Source organism: Amycolatopsis sp. MtRt-6 (assembly GCF_017308975.1).
Taxonomy (GTDB): Bacteria; Actinomycetota; Actinomycetes; order Mycobacteriales; family Pseudonocardiaceae; genus Amycolatopsis.
Genome location: NZ_JADWPD010000008.1, coordinates 139,047 through 156,822, shown reverse-complemented (window position 1 = coordinate 156,822; position 17,776 = coordinate 139,047). Strand labels below are relative to the sequence as shown.

The 17,776-nt window shown below is 72.1% G+C and carries 14 protein-coding genes; 11 read left to right on the top strand and 3 right to left on the bottom strand.

The window, feature by feature from the left end; genetic code table 11:
* Positions 1-46: 46 nt before the first annotated feature.
* From I4Q55_RS16225 to I4Q55_RS16200, 5 genes are all read left to right on the top strand, one after another.
* A complete protein-coding gene (locus I4Q55_RS16225; RefSeq protein ID WP_206788671.1) occupies positions 47-1,528 on the top strand; it encodes a hypothetical protein in 1,482 nt (493 codons plus the stop codon).
* The gene (locus I4Q55_RS16220; RefSeq protein ID WP_206788669.1) at positions 1,528-2,328 is read left to right on the top strand and encodes a hypothetical protein; all 801 of its coding nucleotides are present in this window, start codon (positions 1,528-1,530) and stop codon (positions 2,326-2,328) included. Before I4Q55_RS16225 ends, I4Q55_RS16220 begins: the two co-directional genes overlap by 1 nt.
* Positions 2,329-2,338: 10 nt before the next feature.
* The gene (locus I4Q55_RS16215) at positions 2,339-6,796 is read left to right on the top strand and encodes a hypothetical protein (RefSeq protein WP_206788667.1); all 4,458 of its coding nucleotides are present in this window, start codon (positions 2,339-2,341) and stop codon (positions 6,794-6,796) included.
* A gap of 38 nt (positions 6,797-6,834) precedes the next feature.
* Positions 6,835-7,629 (top strand): TIGR03620 family F420-dependent LLM class oxidoreductase, encoded by a 795-nt coding sequence (locus I4Q55_RS16210; RefSeq protein WP_206788665.1) that lies wholly within the window; start codon positions 6,835-6,837, stop codon positions 7,627-7,629.
* A gap of 295 nt (positions 7,630-7,924) precedes the next feature.
* Positions 7,925-8,269 carry a helix-turn-helix transcriptional regulator gene (locus I4Q55_RS16200; protein WP_206788871.1) on the top strand — a complete coding sequence of 115 codons (345 nt, stop codon included), beginning with the start codon at positions 7,925-7,927 and terminating at the stop codon, positions 8,267-8,269.
* Here the strand turns inward: I4Q55_RS16200 and I4Q55_RS16195 are convergent.
* Positions 8,250-8,894 carry a LysE family translocator gene (locus I4Q55_RS16195; RefSeq protein WP_206788664.1) on the bottom strand — a complete coding sequence of 215 codons (645 nt, stop codon included), beginning with the start codon at positions 8,892-8,894 and terminating at the stop codon, positions 8,250-8,252. The two genes, I4Q55_RS16200 and I4Q55_RS16195, sit on opposite strands and share 20 nt — an antisense overlap.
* A 72-nt stretch (positions 8,895-8,966) precedes the next feature.
* On the opposite strand from I4Q55_RS16195, the gene I4Q55_RS16190 reads away from it, so the two are divergent.
* From I4Q55_RS16190 to I4Q55_RS16165, 6 genes are all read left to right on the top strand, one after another.
* Positions 8,967-10,148 (top strand): winged helix DNA-binding domain-containing protein, encoded by a 1,182-nt coding sequence (locus I4Q55_RS16190; protein ID WP_206788662.1) that lies wholly within the window; start codon positions 8,967-8,969, stop codon positions 10,146-10,148.
* A 473-nt stretch (positions 10,149-10,621) separates the two neighbouring features.
* Positions 10,622-11,626 (top strand): type I glyceraldehyde-3-phosphate dehydrogenase, encoded by a 1,005-nt coding sequence (gene gap / locus I4Q55_RS16185; RefSeq protein ID WP_091308527.1) that lies wholly within the window; start codon positions 10,622-10,624, stop codon positions 11,624-11,626.
* A 5-nt stretch (positions 11,627-11,631) separates the two neighbouring features.
* Positions 11,632-12,846 (top strand): phosphoglycerate kinase, encoded by a 1,215-nt coding sequence (gene pgk, locus I4Q55_RS16180; RefSeq protein ID WP_206788660.1) that lies wholly within the window; start codon positions 11,632-11,634, stop codon positions 12,844-12,846.
* Positions 12,846-13,631, top strand: a complete 786-nt coding sequence (gene tpiA / locus I4Q55_RS16175) for a triose-phosphate isomerase (RefSeq protein WP_206788659.1) — start codon at positions 12,846-12,848, stop codon at positions 13,629-13,631. The genes pgk and tpiA overlap by 1 nt, the downstream gene beginning before the upstream one ends.
* 127 nt (positions 13,632-13,758) lie before the next feature.
* Complete coding sequence (gene secG / locus I4Q55_RS16170) at positions 13,759-13,989, top strand: preprotein translocase subunit SecG (RefSeq protein ID WP_003071471.1); 231 nt, start codon at positions 13,759-13,761, stop codon at positions 13,987-13,989.
* A 108-nt stretch (positions 13,990-14,097) separates the two neighbouring features.
* The gene (locus I4Q55_RS16165; protein WP_043788280.1) at positions 14,098-14,442 is read left to right on the top strand and encodes an RNA polymerase-binding protein RbpA; all 345 of its coding nucleotides are present in this window, start codon (positions 14,098-14,100) and stop codon (positions 14,440-14,442) included.
* A gap of 308 nt (positions 14,443-14,750) precedes the next feature.
* Here I4Q55_RS16165 and I4Q55_RS16160 read toward each other — a convergent pair whose 3' ends face one another.
* A complete protein-coding gene (locus tag I4Q55_RS16160; protein ID WP_206788658.1) occupies positions 14,751-15,950 on the bottom strand; it encodes a sensor histidine kinase in 1,200 nt (399 codons plus the stop codon).
* Positions 15,951-16,283: 333 nt separating this feature from the next.
* A complete protein-coding gene (locus I4Q55_RS16155; RefSeq protein WP_206788657.1) occupies positions 16,284-17,765 on the bottom strand; it encodes a hypothetical protein in 1,482 nt (493 codons plus the stop codon).
* Between the last annotated feature and the right edge of the window lie 11 nt (positions 17,766-17,776).

Sequence of the window (17,776 nt, the reverse complement as noted above, 5' to 3'; positions counted from 1 at the left end):
AGTCACCCGCGCGTGCGCAGAGGGTGGCCGACTAGCCTGGCCTGCTGTGCGAGACGACGACACCGGGGGAGCCGGCCTGGCCGACGAGGGGCTGACGCGCCGCCTCAAGGCGCTGGCCTGCACCGCGCCGCTGCACGACCTCGACGCGCGGAAGGCGAAGCTCGACTGGGCCGACGCCACGATCTACCAGATGGCCGAGATCGCGCTGCACACGATCGACCAGGTCACCATCGCCATGGACTTCGACACCGGCGCCGGTCACGACGAGGTCATCGACCGGCTGCTGCCGTTCATCGCCCAGCAGGCGCCGTCGCGGATGCCCGAGGAACACGTCCGGGTGGCCAAGTGGGTCCTGGACAACCTGATCAACGTCGGCACCACCGACCGCGGCTTCCGGCGCGTCTACGGCTCCGTCGGGCCCGGCGGCTACCAGCGGCGCCAGTTCGACTTCAAGCTGCTCGTCGAGCTGGCCGCCCGCGACGGCGAGGTCTACCTGCGCGCCACCGACGAAGCCATCAACGTCCTCGTCGGGGCGCTCGACACCGACGTCGAGTCGGCGCAGATCGCCGCCGAGGTCAAACTCGAGAACCTCATCAACCGCGGTCGCCTCGCCGACGCCAAGCTCGCCGCCGAGCAGGCGCGCTACCGGACCGTCCAGTACGGCGAGACGCTGCGGGCGAAGCTCGACGCCACCCGCCGCGACGTCCGGTCGGTCGACTGGGAACGCGAGGTGCCCGAGCTGCTGGACAGCGCCCTGAGCCACATCGAAGCCCGGTTCCGCGCCGAGAACGCCATCCTCAAGAACATCACCACCGCCCGCGACGAGACCGAGGACCTCGACAAAAAGCGCCGCGCCGCCGAACTCGTCGACATCGTCGGCGACTGCATCCGCCGGCACACCCGCCTGCAGTCCCGGCTCGCCGACGCGGGCGCGGTCTTCCGCGCCGAACAGGACCGCCAGCAGTTCTCCGGCCCGCCCCAGCGCGCCACCCTCGACCTCTTCGGCCAGCTCCTCGTCCCGACGCTCGGCCTCCCGCTGGCCGACGCCGTCGCGCCGGCCGAGCACTTCTTCCACGCCGCCGCCGGCATCACCGCGCCGGTCGTGCCGTCGCTGTCGTCCCTCGTCTCGCTGCTGCTGCGGCCCGCGCCCGAGCGCGACCAGCTCGTCGGCGAGATCCCGGAACCCGAACTCATGCCTGCCGAGGTCAGCGACAAGTTCGGCGACGACGTCTGGCGGCGCGCCGACGAACTCCTCGACCTGCCCGAGGTGCCGCGACGGCTGTCCGGGCTGCTCGAAGAAGCCCGCCGCAGCCGCCAGCCCGGGCTCGCCGCCCTGGTCGCGCTCCGCGCGGTCCACGCCTACAGTCCCGGGATCGGCGCGGCCCGCCGCCAAGGTGACCGGTCGGTGCTGCTCGCCGTCGACGACGGCACGCTCCTGGACGACCCGGAGTTCGGGGGCGCCGACCTGCTGCTGTCCACGGCCGCCGTCGAGCGCGCCGACGAAGAAGAAAACGAGGAGGTCGCGTAATGGCGCTGTCCCACAGCAGCGTGGACGCCGAGGCCGCGGCCCGGCTGGTCGCCTTCGGCATGCGGCCGAAGCAGCTGCCCGCGCGTGACGTCGTGTACGGCGACCTCGTGCGCCGCTACGGCGAGGACAACGCCTTCAAGGCCCTCACCCACGCCGTCGCCGCCGGGCTCGGCCTCATGGTCCTCGAGGTCAACCAGCAGGCCGGCGCGGTGCTCGCCGCGACCGACGAGTCCGTCTTCGAGATCAAGATGGACTCCTACGCCCGGCAGGCCAAGATCCGCGAGCGCCGCGAGACCGAGAAGGTCCTGCACGGCCTGATCCACCTCGCCACCGCCGCGCTCGGCTACCCGCGGCCCGACGACCTCGCCAACGACACCTACATCGGCCGCGTCAGCGTCGAACAGGTCGACGCGATGGTCCGCGAAGCCGCCCGCATGCTCGACGAACGCGCCGCCGCGGCCGAGGCCAACAACGACCCCCTGGCCGACGCGCCCGAGCTCGAACAGGCCTGGCGCGCCTACACCCGTCGCCCGGCGGCCGCGGCCACCAAGGACGGGCGCCTCGCCGCCGACACCACCCGCGGCATGGTCAGCCGCGCCCTGCGGTTCCTCGCCGACCAGGGCTTCCTGGTCCCGGTGAGCGACGAGCAGGGCGGCACCTACCGGACCACGCCGCGCTACCAGATCCAGGTGCGGGAACTCGCCGCCGACGCCGCCTTCGACGACTTGCTCGCGCTCGACGTCGTGGCCGTCGCGAACGCCGGGGGGACGCTGCGCGCGGCCGCCTCGGACACGCTGTAGAGGGGAATCGATGTACGAGCTTTCGCGGGTCCGCCTGCACTCGGTGGGCCCGGCGGGTGCCCGCTACCAGGACGTCGTGCTCGACTTCAGCGGCGTCGGCGCCAAGATCACCGCGCCGCAGCAGGACGCGCTGTTCAGCGCGGGCATCCACGCGACCGGCCCGGCCGAGCTGCGCCGCCCGTCCCCGGCGAGCGTGCTGTTCCTCGAAAACGGCGGCGGCAAGTCGGTGCTCATCAAGCTGATCTTCTCGGTCATGCTGCCCGGCCGCCGCCAGGTCGTCGGCACCACCAGCACCAAGGTGCTGGAGAAGTTCGTCGCCGCCAAGGACGTCTCGCACGTCGTGCTGGAATGGCTGCACGTCGAGAGCGGGCACCGGATCATCACCGGCAAGGTCTCGGAATGGCGCGGGCACGTCGTGTCCGCCGACTCCGAGAACCTCGTCGACTCCTGGTACTGCTTCCGCCCGACCGCCGCGCTGGGGCTCGACTCCCTGCCGATGACCCAGGACGGCCGGCTGCTCACCATGTCCGGCTTCCACGACAAGCTCACCGCGGCCCAGCTGGCCGAACCGGAGCTGGAGCTGTCCTGGACCCGCCGCCACCACGAGTGGACCGGCCGCCTCGACAGCCTGGGCCTCGACACCGAGCTGTTCCGCTACCAGCGCGCGATGAACGCCGGCGAAGGCGAAGCGGCAGACGCGTTCGCCTTCGGCACCGACGACGCCTTCGTCGAGTTCCTGCTGCGCGCGGTCATCTCCGAGGAGGAGCCGAAGGACCTCGCCGAGGTCGTCGCGACCTACGCGCACAACCTGGCCCAGCGCGGGGATCTGCTGTCCGAACGCGACTTCGTGGCCGGCGCGCTGGACCTGCTCGGGCCCTTGGCGGCCGAAGAAGGCGTGGCCGCGGAGTCGCGGAAGATCGCGGAGTCCGCCAAGGCCGACCTGGCTTCGCTGGCCGGGCGCGTCGTCGCGCGCAACGAGCTGGAGAACGCGCGGCTGTCCGGGCTCGAAGACCACGTCGACGAGGTCAAGTCCGCGGAGAAGCTCGCCGAGGGCGACCACCGGCGGCTCGCCGCGGCCGTCACCGAGCTGCGTCGCCTGGTCGCGGTGCTGCGGCTGGACGAGGCCCAGGAGGCCCGCAAGCGCGTCGACGCCGAGCTGGCCGCGGCGAAGACCGAGGCGGAGGCCTGGCGCGAGACGGCGACCGTCCTCAACTCCTTGAACGCGGCGCGCAAAGCGAAGGACCTGCGCGAACTCGTCGGCAGCCGGGAGGAGAAGGCACGTCCCGCCCTGAAAGCGCGCAACGACGCCGCTTCGGCGCTCGCACGCGGGTTGCACGCTCTGGCGCAGGACGCCCAGCGGCAGGCCGACAAGGCCGAAGCGCACGCGGGCGCGTTGCGCGCCGAAGCCGAGAAGGCGCAGACCGAGCGCGACGAAGCCGCGAACCTCGCGGCCGCCCGCCGGGCCGAAGCGCGTGGGCTGACCGCGCGGATCACCGAGCTGCGCGAAGAAGTCCAAGCCGCGGTTCGCGCGGGGTTGCTGCCTACGGGCGCCGACGTCGCCGAAGCCGCGCGAGCCGCGCGCGCCGCCGCCGAACAGGCCGGTTCGGAACTGACCCGGCGTGAGCGGGAACTCGACCGCGTCGGCACGGATCTCCAAGCGGCGCAACGGGCCGTGAACGAGGCGCACCAGCTCGCCGGCACCACGCAGGACCGCCTGGAACGCGCGACCGAGGACCTCGACCGCGCCCACCGCCGGACCGACGCCCTCGCCGCCGAAAGCCGTCTCGTGGAGCTGCTCGGCGCCGACGACGTGGCTCTGGAGAGCGACCTCCCCGTGCTGCTGGAACGGCTGCGCGAGGCGAGCGCGGCCGTCGAGAAGGAGCAGACCGCGCTGCGGATGGAGGAGTCCGCCGACGAGCGGGCCCTGGCCGCGCTGGGGTCCGGCGGGTTGCTGCCGCCGCCCGAGGACGTCCAGGCCGCGCTGGACGCGCTGGAAGAGGCCGGGATCACCGCGTGGTCCGGCTGGCGCTATCTGTCCAAACTGGACGCGTCCCGGCGGGCCGAAGTCCTGGAAAGCCTGCCGCAGCTGGTGTCCGGTGTGCTGCTCAACGACGCCGCGCACGCCGATCGCGCCCGCGAGGTGCTGACGAAGCGGCGGCTGCTGCCGAGCGCGATCATCGCCGTCGGCACCACCGAAGCACTGCAGGCCGAAGTGCCGTCCGCGCCCGGCGTCGAGTTTCTCGTGCCGCCGAACCCGGCGATGTACGACGAAGAAGCCGCCGACGCCGAGCGGGAAGCCGTCGCCCGGCGGCACACCGAGCGGCAGCGGCGCCTCGAAGCGTTGTCCGCCAAGCTGTCCGCGGACGGCGCCCTGACGTGGAAGCTCACGACGTGGCGCGAGGACTACCCGCCCGGCGCGATCGCGACCCTCGCGGAGCAGGCCCAGGCGGCGCGGACCGCGCGGGAGACCGCCCGGACCGCGCTGGAACAGGCGGAGGCGGAATTCGCGCGGTTGAGCGAGAAGGCCGCGGCGCTGCGCGAACGCGTCCCGGAGCTGCGGGCGGCCGCCGCCGAAGCCGAGGAGAAGGCCCGGCGGCTCGGCGAGCTGGGCGTCCGCAGCGTCCGGATCACGGAGTGGACCGAAGAAGCCGAGCGGGCCACGGAGATCGCCGAGCGCGCCGACCTCCAGGCGTCCGACGCGGCGGGCAAGGCCGCGCGGCTGCGCGAGCAGGCGGGGGAGGAGCAGCGCACCGCCGACGGCCACCGCCGGACGGCGACCACCGCGCGTGCCGAACTGGCCGAGGTGCCCGGTGCGGCCGACGCCGCGGACGGGCCGGCGCCGGCCGAGCCGGTCGACGCGCTGCGCCGGACCTACCTGTCGGCGTCCGAGTCGTACGCGAAGGTCGAGGTCGGCAGCGACCTGCGGAGCGAACTGGACCAGGCCGAATCCGCCGAAGCCGCCGCCGGCTCGGCCGTCGAGTCCCTGGACGAGGCCGTCCGGGCCCGCGCGGCCGAACTGCTGGAGACGCCCGACGGCTCCGACGCGTCGGCCCGCGCGGCGGCGCTGGCGCGCGCCCGCCGTCTGGTGGACGGCCTCGAGGACGAACGCACCGAGGCGATCGGGCTCGTCTCGACCCGGCGCGCCGAGCTGGACGCGCTGCCGCTGCAGAACGGCGTCAACGGCGAGAAGCCGCGGGACATCGAGCACGGCCTGGAGCTGATCGACGCGGCGGGGCAGGAGGCGTCGGCGGCCGCCCGGAAGTGGGAGGAGCTGCAGGACCGCCGGGCGGCGGCGGAGGCGACCCTGGAGTCGGCACGCACCTCGGCCTCGGGGTTCGCGCTGCTCGCCGAGTCGCTGGCCCACCTGGTGACCGACACGGACGCGGCCGCCTACGACGGCGACGTCGAGACCGCCCGAGCCCAGCACGCGCGGCTGAACGCGACCCTGAGCCAGGCCCAGGACGCCGCCGACGCGGGCGACCGGCGGGTGCGCGCGGCCGCGGACCAGCTCGCGCAGTACGCGACGGAAAAGCGCTTCGAGAAGCTGAGCACGCCGGTGCGGCAGCAGGTCATCTCGGTCAAGCGCGACCAGCTCCCGGCGCACGCGGCCGAGTGGGCCGAAGCGCTGCGGCCGCGGCTGCGGTCGCTGACCGACGACCTCGCGCAGATCGACCGGCACCGCGGCGGCATCATCACGCGCCTGCAGGGCATGGTCGACGGCGCACTCCGGACGTTGCGCTCGGCCCAGCGCGTCTCCCGGCTGCCGGACGGCCTCGGCGACTGGTCCGGGCAGGAGTTCCTCCGCATCCGCTTCACCGAGCTGGAGGACAACGCGCTCACCGAGAAGCTCGGCGAGGTCGTCGACGAGGCCGCGGTGGGCAAGACGGCGGACGGCCGGGACGTCAGGCGCGACGGGCTTTCCCTGGTGCTGCGCGGCGTCCGGGCCGCGGCGCCCAAGGGCTTCCGCGTCGACATGCTCAAGCCGGACTCGGTGCTGCGGACCGAACGCCAGCGCGTCTCGGAGATCCGCGACGTGTTTTCGGGCGGCCAGCAGCTGACCGCGGCGATCATCCTGTACTGCACCCTGGCGGCGCTGCGCGCCAACAACCGCGGCAAGGTCCGCAACCGGCACTCGGGTGTGCTGTTCCTGGACAACCCGATCGGCCGCGCGTCGGCCGGGTACCTGCTGGAGCTGCAGCGGGCGGTGGCCGAGGCGCTGGGCGTGCAGCTGATCTACACGACGGGGCTGTTCGACGCGGGCGCGTTGTCGGAGTTCCCGCTGATCGTGCGGCTGCGCAACGACGCCGACCTGCGGGCGGGCCGGAAGTACCTGTCGGTGGACTCGACGATCCGGAACTCCCTGGAGGACCTGGGCGAGCCCGACGGCGTCGCGCGGCTGTCGGCGACCCGGATGTTCACCCGGGCAACCGAGGAACCCGATTCCGCTGAGGACGAACAACCGGCCTGAGGAGGAACAACGCGGCGTCGCCCGGGGTTGCCGGGCGCATGACGAAACTGGGGGCCAGCCACAGCGCACTGGACACCGCCGAGCCGTCGGCCGCCGTCGCGACCGCCACCGAACTGGAGGAGCTGGGCTACGCCACGCTCTGGATTTCCGGTGGGCAGGGCAACACGCTGCCGCGGATCACCGAGCTGCTGCACGGCACGAACCGGATCCAGGTGGCGAGCGGGATCCTCTCGGTCGACCGCGTGCCGTCGGCCGAGGTGGCCGCCGCGTACGCGGACCTACCCGCCGGGCGGTTCGTCGTCGGTCTCGGCGGGGCACACGGACCGCGGCCACTGGCCACGATCAACGCCTACCTGGACGAGATCGACGGCGCCGTGCCCGCGTCGGCGCGGGTCCTCTCGGCGCTGGGGCCGAAGATGCTGGAACTGGCGCGGGACCGCGCGTCGGGGGCGTACCCGTACCTGGTGACGACCGACTACGTCGCTTCGGCGCGAAAGCTTCTCGGCCCCGGACCACAGCTGGTGGTGGGGCTCAACGTGGTGGCGGGGACCGACGTGGCCACGGTGCGGGAGACAGTCCGGGGCGCGGGCTCGCTGAAGTTCCTGGCCGGCATGCCGGGCTACGCGGCCAGCTTCCGCCGGATGGGCTTCACCGACGCGGACATCGCGGACCTGTCCGACCGGCTCGTCGACGGCCTCACCGTGTGGGGTGACTTCGACGCCGTCGTCGCCCGGCTGCGGGAGTACCGGGCCGCGGGCGCCGACCAGGTCGTCGTCCCGCTCGACGGCGTGCCGCGCGAGTGGTGGCCGGAGCTGGTCAAGGCCCTGGGCTGACCGCGGATCGCCCGCTGGTACGCGGCGAGCGCGCCGGCGTCGTCGATGCTGCCGTGATGTCACCGGAGGTGACCGTGACGCGGGCCGGGCCGTGGAAGACGCGGTCGTACAGCTCGGTGATCGCCGCGCCGCCGCGGAGGATGCCGCCGAGCGGGTTGTTCAGCTGGGCCGGCGGATCGGTCGTCCGGACCCGGCGCCGGCTTCGTCGAGCCGGTTGCGCGCGTCGAGGCCGAAGGCCGCGTCGAGGTGCCGGGGCATGACGGCTCCATAAGATTGTTCGATGGAGGTCGACCAGATGAGTGTACGACAATCATCGAACACTGCGCGGGCGCGCGGCCTCACGCACGTGGGCCCGGCGCAGGTTTCGCTGCAGGACGCCCTGGCCGCGGTCGCCGACCCGGTGCGCCGCAGCATCCTGCGCGAGCTGGCGGCTGTGCCGGAGTGGACGAAGGCGTGCGGCACGTTCGACCTGCCGGTGGCCAAGGCGACCCGCAGCCACCACTTCGCCGTGCTGCGCGCGGCGGGTCTGATCGAACAGCGCGACGAAGGCCCGCGGCGGCTGAACCGCCTGCGGCGTCCCGAATTCGACGCGGCTTTCCCCGGGTTGCTCGACCTGGTGCTCAGTCACCCCGGCCCGTGAACGCGAGGCCGGTGCCCAGGCCGATCATCACGAGGCCCCCGGTGCCGCCGACGAGTTCGAGGCGCTTCGGCGAGCGGGCGAACCACGCGCGGGCCGTGCCGGCGACCAGCGCCCACGCGCTGTCGGTGGCCAGCGCGATCGCGGGCAGGCACAACCCGAGGATCAGCATCTGGCCGGGCACGGAGCCGGCGGCGGGGTCGACGAACTGGGGCAGCAAAGCCGCCAGGAACACGATCGACTTCGGGTTCGCGAAGCCGACGACGAAGCCGACGCGCAGCACGGCCACCACGCGTCCCGGCGTGGCGCGCACCTTCTCGGCCATCGCGTCGGTCAGCTTCCGGCGGTGCCGCACGGCCTGGATCCCCAGGTACACGAGGTAGGCCGCGCCGGCGACCTTGATCGCGGTGAACACCGCGGCGGACGTCGTGACCAGCGCGCCGAGGCCGAAGGCGACCGCGACGACCTGCGCGTACACGCCTACGGAGTTGCCCACGACGGTGAGCAGCGCGTCGCGCCGCCCGACGGTGAGCGCGCGGCTGATCGTGAACAGCACGCTCGGCCCGGGGACCACGACCATGAGGAACGTCAGCGCGGCGAAGGCCGCGAAGTGCGCACCGGAGACCATTTCCCGAGGCTATCGCCTGGTCGCCCGGCATGACGAGGCGTTTTTGTCGGTGCCGGGTGGTAGGAAAAACGGGTGTCTCCGAAGATCACGACCGAGCAGCGCCGGGCCCGCCTCGCGGTCCGGCACCACCTGGCCACGCCCGCGGCCACGGTGGCCGACGCCGTCGCGGGGGTCGTCGCCCTGCACGCGACCGATCCGGCGACCGTCCACCTGTCCGCGTCCGCCCGGCTGGCCGGCCCGGCGGTTCCTTCGGTGGAGCGGGCTCTCTACGAAGACCGGACCCTGCTGCGCCTGCTGGGCATGCGGCGCACGGTGTTCGTGACGGACCTGGACACGGCGGCGCTGGTGCAGGCGGGCTGCTCGGCGGACATCCAGGTCAAGCAGCGGAAACTCCTGGAGCAGCACCTCGGGCAGCAGGGCCACCCGGAGAACGTGCCGGAGCCGGCAACGTGGTTGAAGGAGGTCGAGGCGTCGGTCGAGGCGGCGCTGCGCGCCCGCGGTTCGGCGACGGCACAGCAGCTGAGCGAAGACGAGCCCCGCCTGCGCCAGCAGCTGCTGATGGCGGCGGGCAAGCCGTACGAGGCGATCGGCAACGTGACGAGCCGGGTGCTCTTCCTGCTGGCGGCGGGCGGCCGGATCGCGCGTGGCCGTCCCCGCGGCAGCTGGCTGAGCAGCCAGTACGTGTGGCACCCCCTGGACGAGTGGGTCCCGGGCGGTCTGCGGCCATGGGACGCGGAGGAAGCGAGGGCCGAGCTCGCCCGGAGGTGGCTGCGCGCGTACGGCCCGGCGCCGGTGAGCGACCTGCGGTGGTGGACGGGCTGGACGGCGAGCCAGACGAAGAAGGCACTGGCGGCGTTGTCCCCGGCGGAGGTCGACCTCGACGGCGTCCCGGGAGTGGTCCTGGCGGACGACGTGGATCCGGTCCCATCGCCACCCCCGTGGGTGGCGTTCCTGCCGGCGCTGGACCCGACACCGATGGGCTGGCAGGACCGCGACTGGTTCCTGGGCCCCCACCGAGCGGCCCTGTTCGACCGCAGCGGCAACATCGGCGCCACGGTGTGGGCGGCCGGAAGAGTGGTCGGCGGCTGGGCCCAGCGTGCCTCGGGGGAGGTGGTGTTCAGGCTGCTGGAGGACGTGGGATCGGAGCTGCGGGCGGCGGTCGAGGCAGAGGCGGAGAAGTGCGCGAAGTGGTTCGGCGAGATCCGGGCGGTGCCGCGGTTCCGCACCCCGCTGGAGCGCGAGCTGACGGCTTGACGCGGTTCGGCCGCGGCGGGCGGTCGCCGGCCCGGAAGCGTCATCCTTCCGGGCCCAAAAGCCGCCGAACGGTCGCCGAAGCGCCGCCCGGCAGCCGCTGGATCGGTCGAGTCATCGACCTCACGTCCCGCTTCCGAGCCGCCGCCGACCACCCCTGGCGGCCGCCCGGCGCCTGAATCGGTCAAGCCCCGGTTCCCAAGCCGCAGCCGAGCTTCCCGTCGGCCTGCGGGCACCGCACGCGATCAGCTGGAACCGGTCCCGGCACCCGAGCCCGCAACCCCGCCGGTCCGCCGTGGTCCACCCCCGGAACACCCCCGGTGGCGCCCCGGCTTCTTAATCGATTCTTGACCCGTTCGCCAAGTGGTGGAAGTCTCGTCAGGGCAGTCAGGGACGCGCATGCCCGCACGCTAGGGTGGCCGCGAGCCCGCAAGTCACGGCCGGAGTGCCGGCCGACCCTCAAAGGAGTGGCAGCAGTGACCGTTCGCGTAGGTGTCAACGGCTTCGGCCGCATCGGCCGCAACTTCTTCCGCGCCGTGCAGGCCAGCGGCCAGGACATCGAGGTCGTCGCCTTCAACGACCTCGGCGACGTCGCCACCATGGCCCACCTGCTGAAGTACGACTCCATCCTGGGCCGGTTCCCGGGTGAGGTCAGCGTCAGCGACGAGGGCATCGTCGTCGACGGCAAGACCATCAAGGCCCTCGCCGAGCGCGACCCGGCCAACCTGCCCTGGGGCGAGCTGAACGTCGACGTCGTCCTCGAGTCGACCGGCTTCTTCACCAACGCCGACGCCGCCAAGGCGCACATCGCCGGCGGCGCCAAGAAGGTCATCATCTCCGCGCCCGCCAAGGGCGAGGACCTGACCATCGTCCTCGGCGTCAACGACGACAAGTACGACGGCTCGCAGGTCATCATCTCGAACGCCTCCTGCACCACCAACTGCCTCGGCCCGCTGGCCAAGGTCCTCAACGACGCCTTCGGCATCGAGCAGGGCCTGATGACCACGGTCCACGCCTACACCCAGGACCAGAACCTGCAGGACGCCCCGCACAAGGACCTGCGCCGCGCCCGCGCCGCCGCCCTGAGCGTCGTCCCGACCTCGACCGGTGCCGCCAAGGCCATCGGCCTCGTCCTGCCGGAGCTGCAGGGCAAGCTCGACGGCTACGCGCTGCGCGTCCCGGTCCCGACCGGCTCGGCCACCGACCTCACCGTCACGCTGTCCAAGGCCGCCACGGTCGAGGAGATCAACGCCGCCTACAAGGCCGCCGCCGAGGGCCCGCTGGCCGGCATCCTGCGCTACTCGGACGACCCGATCGTCTCGGCCGACATCGTCACCGACCCGGCGTCCTGCATCTACGACGCGCCGCTGACCAAGGTCATCGGCAACCAGGTCAAGGTCGTCGGCTGGTACGACAACGAGTGGGGCTACTCCAACCGCCTCGCCGACCTGGTCAAGCTCGTCGGTTCGAAGCTGTCCTGAACCCGATGAGCGTCAAGAACCTCGACGACCTGCTGGGCGAGGGCGTTCAGGGCCGGTACGTCCTCGTGCGTTCCGACCTGAACGTCCCGCTCGACTCCGACCGCATCACCGACGACGGCCGGGTCCGCGCCGCGCTGCCGACGATCAAGAAGCTCGCCGACGCGGGCGCGAAGGTCGTCGTCACCGCGCACCTCGGCCGGCCGAAGGGCGAGCCGGACGCGAAGTACACCCTGGCGCCCGTCGCGAAGCGGCTCTCGGAGCTGCTCGGCGCCGAGGTCGCGCTGGCCGGTGACCTGGTCGGCGAGTCCGCCAAGGCGCTGACGGCCGGCCTTGCCGACGGCGGTGTCGTCCTGCTGGAGAACGTGCGCTTCGACGCGCGCGAGACCAGCAAGGACGCCGCGGACCGCTCCGAGCTGGCCGCCGAGCTGGGCGCGCTCGTCCCGGGCGGCGCGTTCGTCTCCGACGGCTTCGGGGTCGTGCACCGCAAGCAGGCCTCGGTCTACGAGGTCGCGTCGGTGCTCCCGGCGTACGCGGGCGGCCTGGTGCTGGCCGAGCTGGACGTGCTGAAGAAGCTGACCGACGACGTGCAGCGGCCCTACGTGGTCGTGCTCGGCGGCGCGAAGGTGTCCGACAAGCTCGGCGTCATCGCGAACCTGCTGACCAAGGTCGACCGGCTGCTCGTCGGCGGCGGCATGGCGTACACGTTCCTCAAGGCCCAGGGCCACGAGGTCGGCCAGTCGCTGCTGCAGGCCGACCAGCTCGACCAGGTCAAGGGCTTCCTCGCCGAGGCGGAGAAGCGCGGCGTCGAACTGGTGCTGCCGGTCGACGTCCTGGCCGCGACGGAGTTCTCGGCCGACGCCGAAAACGAGGCCGTCGACGCCACCGCCATCCCGGCCGACCGCCAGGGCCTCGACATCGGCCCGCGCAGCCGCGAGCTGTTCGCGAGCAAGCTGGCCGACGCCAAGACGGTGTTCTGGAACGGCCCGATGGGCGTGTTCGAGTTCGAGGCGTTCTCCGGCGGCACCCGTGCCGTCGCGGAGGCGCTCGTGAAGAGCGACGCGTTCACCGTGGTCGGCGGCGGCGACTCGGCGGCCGCGGTGCGGCAGCTGGGCCTGCCCGAGGACGGCTTCTCGCACATCTCCACCGGCGGCGGTGCCTCGCTGGAGTACCTCGAAGGCAAGGAACTGCCGGGCGTCGTGGCCCTGGAGGGACAGAACTAGTGGCACGCAAGCCGTTCATCGCCGGCAACTGGAAGATGAACCAGAACCACCTCGAGGCCATCGCGCTGGTGCAGAAGATCGCCTTCGCGCTGCCGGAGAAGTACTACGCGAAGGTCGACGTGGCGGTGCTGCCGCCGTTCACCGACATCCGCAGCGTGCAGACCCTGGTCGACGGCGACAAGCTGTCGCTCACCTACGGCGCGCAGGACCTCGCGCCGCAGGACTCCGGGGCCTACACCGGCGACATCTCGGGGCCGATGCTGGCCAAGCTGGGCTGCAAGTTCGTCACGGTCGGGCACTCGGAGCGGCGCGAATACCACGCCGAGTCCGACGAACTGGTCAACAAGAAGGTCAAGGCCGCGCTCAAGCACGGCATCACGCCGATCCTCTGCATCGGGGAGAAGCTCGAGGTCCGCGAGGCCGGCGAGCACATCCACCACACCACGACGCAGCTGATCGAGGGCCTGAAGGGCCTCAAGGCCGAACAGGTCAAGGACGTGGTGGTCGCGTACGAGCCGGTCTGGGCGATCGGCACCGGCAAGGTCGCGTCGTCCGCGGACGCCGAAGAGGTCTGCAAGGCCATCCGCGCCACCCTCCAGGAGAAGTACGGCGACGAGGTCGCTTCGTCCGTCCGGGTGCTCTACGGGGGATCGGTGAAGTCGGGCAACATCGGCGAACTGGTGGCCTGCGAGAACATCGACGGTGCCCTGGTCGGCGGAGCGAGCCTCGACGGCGAGGAGTTCACGAAACTCTGCGCACTCGCCGCGGGCGGGCCGCTGCCCTGATCGAGGCCACGACCGGGTAGCCTGTGTATCCGGTCCGTCACACAGCAGTGGACGAGTCCAGGGGTACGGTGGTGGTCGGAAACGACCATGCCGTACCCCTGCATTCTCCTAGAGCCCAGAGGATGACATGAAGCTGTTCCTGCAAATCCTGTTGATCGTCTCCAGCGTCCTGCTGGTGGTCGCCGTGCTGCTGCACCGTGGCCGGGGCGGTGGCCTGTCGTCGCTGTTCGGCGGTGGGATGCAGTCGAGCCTGGCCGGGTCGAGCGTGGCCGAGAAGAACCTCGACCGGATCACCCTGCTGCTGGGCGCGGTCTGGCTGATCAGCATCGTGGGCCTGGGTCTGCTGCTCAAGGTGTGAGGCGTCCGGCGTCCCGTTCGTCGGCCGCGACCGGGTCGAGACGGCGGGACGCAGCGATTCGGCGTGCCTATTGGGGGGCGCGCCGCCGATTCCTAGGTGTGAGGATTCATGGTTGGCGGTAACGCGATTCGGGGCACCCGGGTGGGTGCCGGTCCTACGGGCGAATCGGAACGGGGAGAGTCGGCGCCGCGCCGCCGCATCTCCTACTGGTGTGCCAACGGGCACGAGGCACGGCCGTCGTTCGCGCTCGACGCGGAAATCCCCGACGAGTGGGACTGCCCCCGCTGCGGGCTCCCGGGTGGGCAGGACGAGAAGAACCCGCCGGCCGCCCCACGGACCGAGCCGTACAAGACCCACCTCGCGTACGTGAAGGAGCGGCGCAGCGACGCCGACGGCGAGGCCATCCTGGCGGAGGCGCTCGACCGCCTGCGCAAGCGCCGGGAAATCCTCTAAGTCTCCTCAGCCGAACGCCACCCCGGGACCCCTCGGGGTGGCTTTTCGTGCGCTCGTTCCGTGCCCAGCGGGGCATCTCCCGTGATCAGCCAGGCATCACGCGTGATCAGCGAGGCTTTACGCGTGATCAGCGGGGCATCACCGTGATGCCCGCTCAATCACGCATGATGCCTCTCCGGACACGCGAGAAGCCCGCCGGATCACGCGTGATGCCCCGCCACCGGCGCCCATCGACAGTTCCCGGGGCGGCGTCACACGATCCGAAATCGTCGGTGCCCGCCGGTAAGGTGGATACCGGGGGCCGGAGGTCAGCGGTCCAGCGGATACCGCGCCCGGACGCGGAAGCCGCCGTCCTCCGTTCCCGATGTCTCGAAGCTTCCGCCCAGCAGACGCGCTCGCTCGGCCAACCCCGTCAAGCCGTGGCCGCCCGACGGCAACCCCTCCGTCGGGCGGCTCGCGCGCTCGTTGCGGACCTCGATCTTGAGCGCGCCGTGCTCACCCTGGATGCGGATCGTCGCCGTCGCGCCCGGGGCGTGCTTGTGGACGTTCGTCAGGCACTCCTGCACCGTCCGGTAGGCCGCCGCGGACACCTGGTTGGGCAGGGCCTCCGGCAGGTGCTCCACCGTCAGGTGCACCGGGACGTCCGAGGTCCTGATCAGCCGGTCGAGCTCGTTGATGCCCGGCCGCGGGCCGTCGTCGTCCGAGCCCGCTCGCAGCACGCTGACCAGCGACCGCAGCTCCTCCAGGGTTCGCTTGGACAACATGCGGATGACCTGCGCGGTCTCCTGCGCGCGGTCGTCGGTGGTCTGGGCCTGCAGCGCGCCGGCCTGCATGGCGATCAGCGTGATCTGGTGCGAGACGACGTCGTGCATCTCGCGGGCCAGCCGGGCGCGTTCCTCGGCGCGGACGGCGTCGGCGTGGAAGCGGCGCTCGCGGTCGCGGCTCGTGGCCAGCTCGGCGAGCTTGTTCGAAACCTCCGTGCGCGCGCCGACGAGCAGCCCGATCGCGATCGGCATGCCGGCGACGAGGACGCCGTAGATGCCGTCGAGGATGTGCTCGCGCCAGCTGAGCTCGGCGAAGTCCTCCAGCGGCCACTGCACGAACCGGCACGTCCACACCAGCGCGGCGCCGACCCAGACCTGCCAGTGCAGCTGACGGCGGGTGGCGAGCATGCCGAGCGTGATCATCGACGCGAGCTGGGCCCAGCCGGCCAGGAAGCCGGGGACGGCGACGAGCACGGCGAGGAACGGGAACTTCCGGCGGAACACCACCGCGAGGCAGGCCGCGCCGGAGAGCCAGATGGAGTACGGCTGGGCCTTCTCGGGAATGACCAGCCAGACGTCGAGCACGGCCAGGATGACGGCGGCCGCCTCGATGGCGAACGTGACCACAGCGGGGCGCGGCACCGAGCCGAACAGGCTCAACCCGCGCTTGCGCACCCGCTCGGCGGCCGATGGCCCCGAGCCGGCGATCGAGATGCCTGGAATCGAGAGTCCCTCTGTACTCATCGCTGGCGACCCCATTCGTCTTGTGGACTTGATGGTGAGAGGCGCTCGGGGCCCGATCGGGACGCGCGGAGCCAGACAAATGTGCGGATGCTAACGAGGTGGCGTACGGAGACGGTTAGTTTCACCCGTGCGCGACGCTTCGACGGCCGGATTCCGTAGTCGGTTACGCTGTACGGAGCAGAGTTGGAGTGGAGTGCTACCCAACGTGAGAGCTCTGTTTCCCAGTGTGCGCGAAGATGACCACATCGTGGGAATCATGTTACCCATGTGTGGTCACCCGGCGGTAGTTCTCGGGCCGCCATGGACCGCAGGTCGTCGCTCAGCGGTTCGGGGTCAGAACAGCTTGCCGATGACGTCGTGCCAGCTGTCGACGGTCTGGGCGAGCTGAGCAGCGCCCTTGGCGGCGTCGGTGACGGCGGCCAGTGCCGCCTTCGCGCGGCTGCGCTTGCGCTCCTCGCCGGGCTCGGCCGCGGCCTCCGCGATGTCCTCCACGTGGTGAAGTACTTCCTGCCGCCGCTCGTCGGTGAGGTCGGGGTCGTTCCGGGCCGCCTCGCCGAGCGCGCGGATCGCCTCCGCCAGCTCGGTGTCACCCCGCTCGTCGACCGGTGCCAGGGTGGTGTTGATCGTGCCGATCGAGCTCTTCACGTTCACGTTGCCGTGGTTCGTGTCGACGAAAACGGTGATCCGGTCGCCCGGCTGCGTGCCGGAGTCCTGGGCGTACTTGTCCATGTTTCCGCGTACCTCCGTCAGATAGCCGAGCGCGATGTCCAGGTAGGCCAGAAGGATGTGGGCCCGTGCAGCGGGGGCGATGTCGCTCGCCTTCCACCGGGCCACGGCCTCGAAGCCCGGGGTCGCCTTCGCGAGCCGGTCACGGATCTCCCTCGTGACGAACCCGTCGAGGACGCCGCCGTCGAGCCGCCCGCCCATGTCGAACGGCCACTCGGCGGCCGCCTCGCGCAGCGCCGCGACCCGGGTCAGGAACGCGTCGAGCTGCCCGGTCATCGCCTCCGCCGACACGTCCTCGCGGAGCTTGGCCTCGCCGGGCCGGTGCACGATCGGCGGCTCCGGCGGCGGAAGGGCCGGGAGATCGTCGGCGATCGACGTGAGCGCGGCGTGCAGGTCGCCGAGGAACGCCGGCCAGCGGTCGTGCGGGAGCACCGGCACCTCCTCCCCGTCGCCCACCCACCGGGAGGTGTCGCGGAATTCGCCGAGCTTGTTCTTGCACGGGCTCGTCGTCGAGACGAGCAGCCGCGCGGCATCGTCGTGGACGCCCGAAAGCAGCCGGCGGCGTGCGTCCGCCCACGCCATGATGTCGAGAACCCGCGCGAAGGCGCTCCGCGTCAGCCGGGTGCCGTCGCGGGCCGGGCCCCACTCGTAGTTGCTTCTTTCCCGGAACCGGCCCGGCCGGCACCATCGATCGGCGTCCGAGCCCAGGGCGTCCGCGTGCGCGCGGGCTTCCTCCGCGATGCTCGCTGCGAGCGCGATCAGGGCGTCCTGGATCGCCCGCCGGGCCTGGTCCGCGCTCCGCGGCCCCCGATCGGGTGTGAGCGGCGAGGCCAGCGGCGCCGGAGGACCGGGATTGCTCGTGGTGGCCCATCGGGTCGCCCGGCGCCAGTCCGCGGCCTCCGCATCCCTGGCCTTGGCCTCGGTGATCCGCGCCTGCGCCTTGGCATGCTCCTTGCCCGTCGACCACAGCCAGGCACCGCCGGCGATCAGCGCCAGGAGGACGAGCACGCCGAGCACGTCGCGTCCCCGGCTGTCGTCGTCCGCCGCGGCGGCGATCGGGACGAGCAGCGAGACAGCCGCGTCTCCCACGAGCTCCCCTC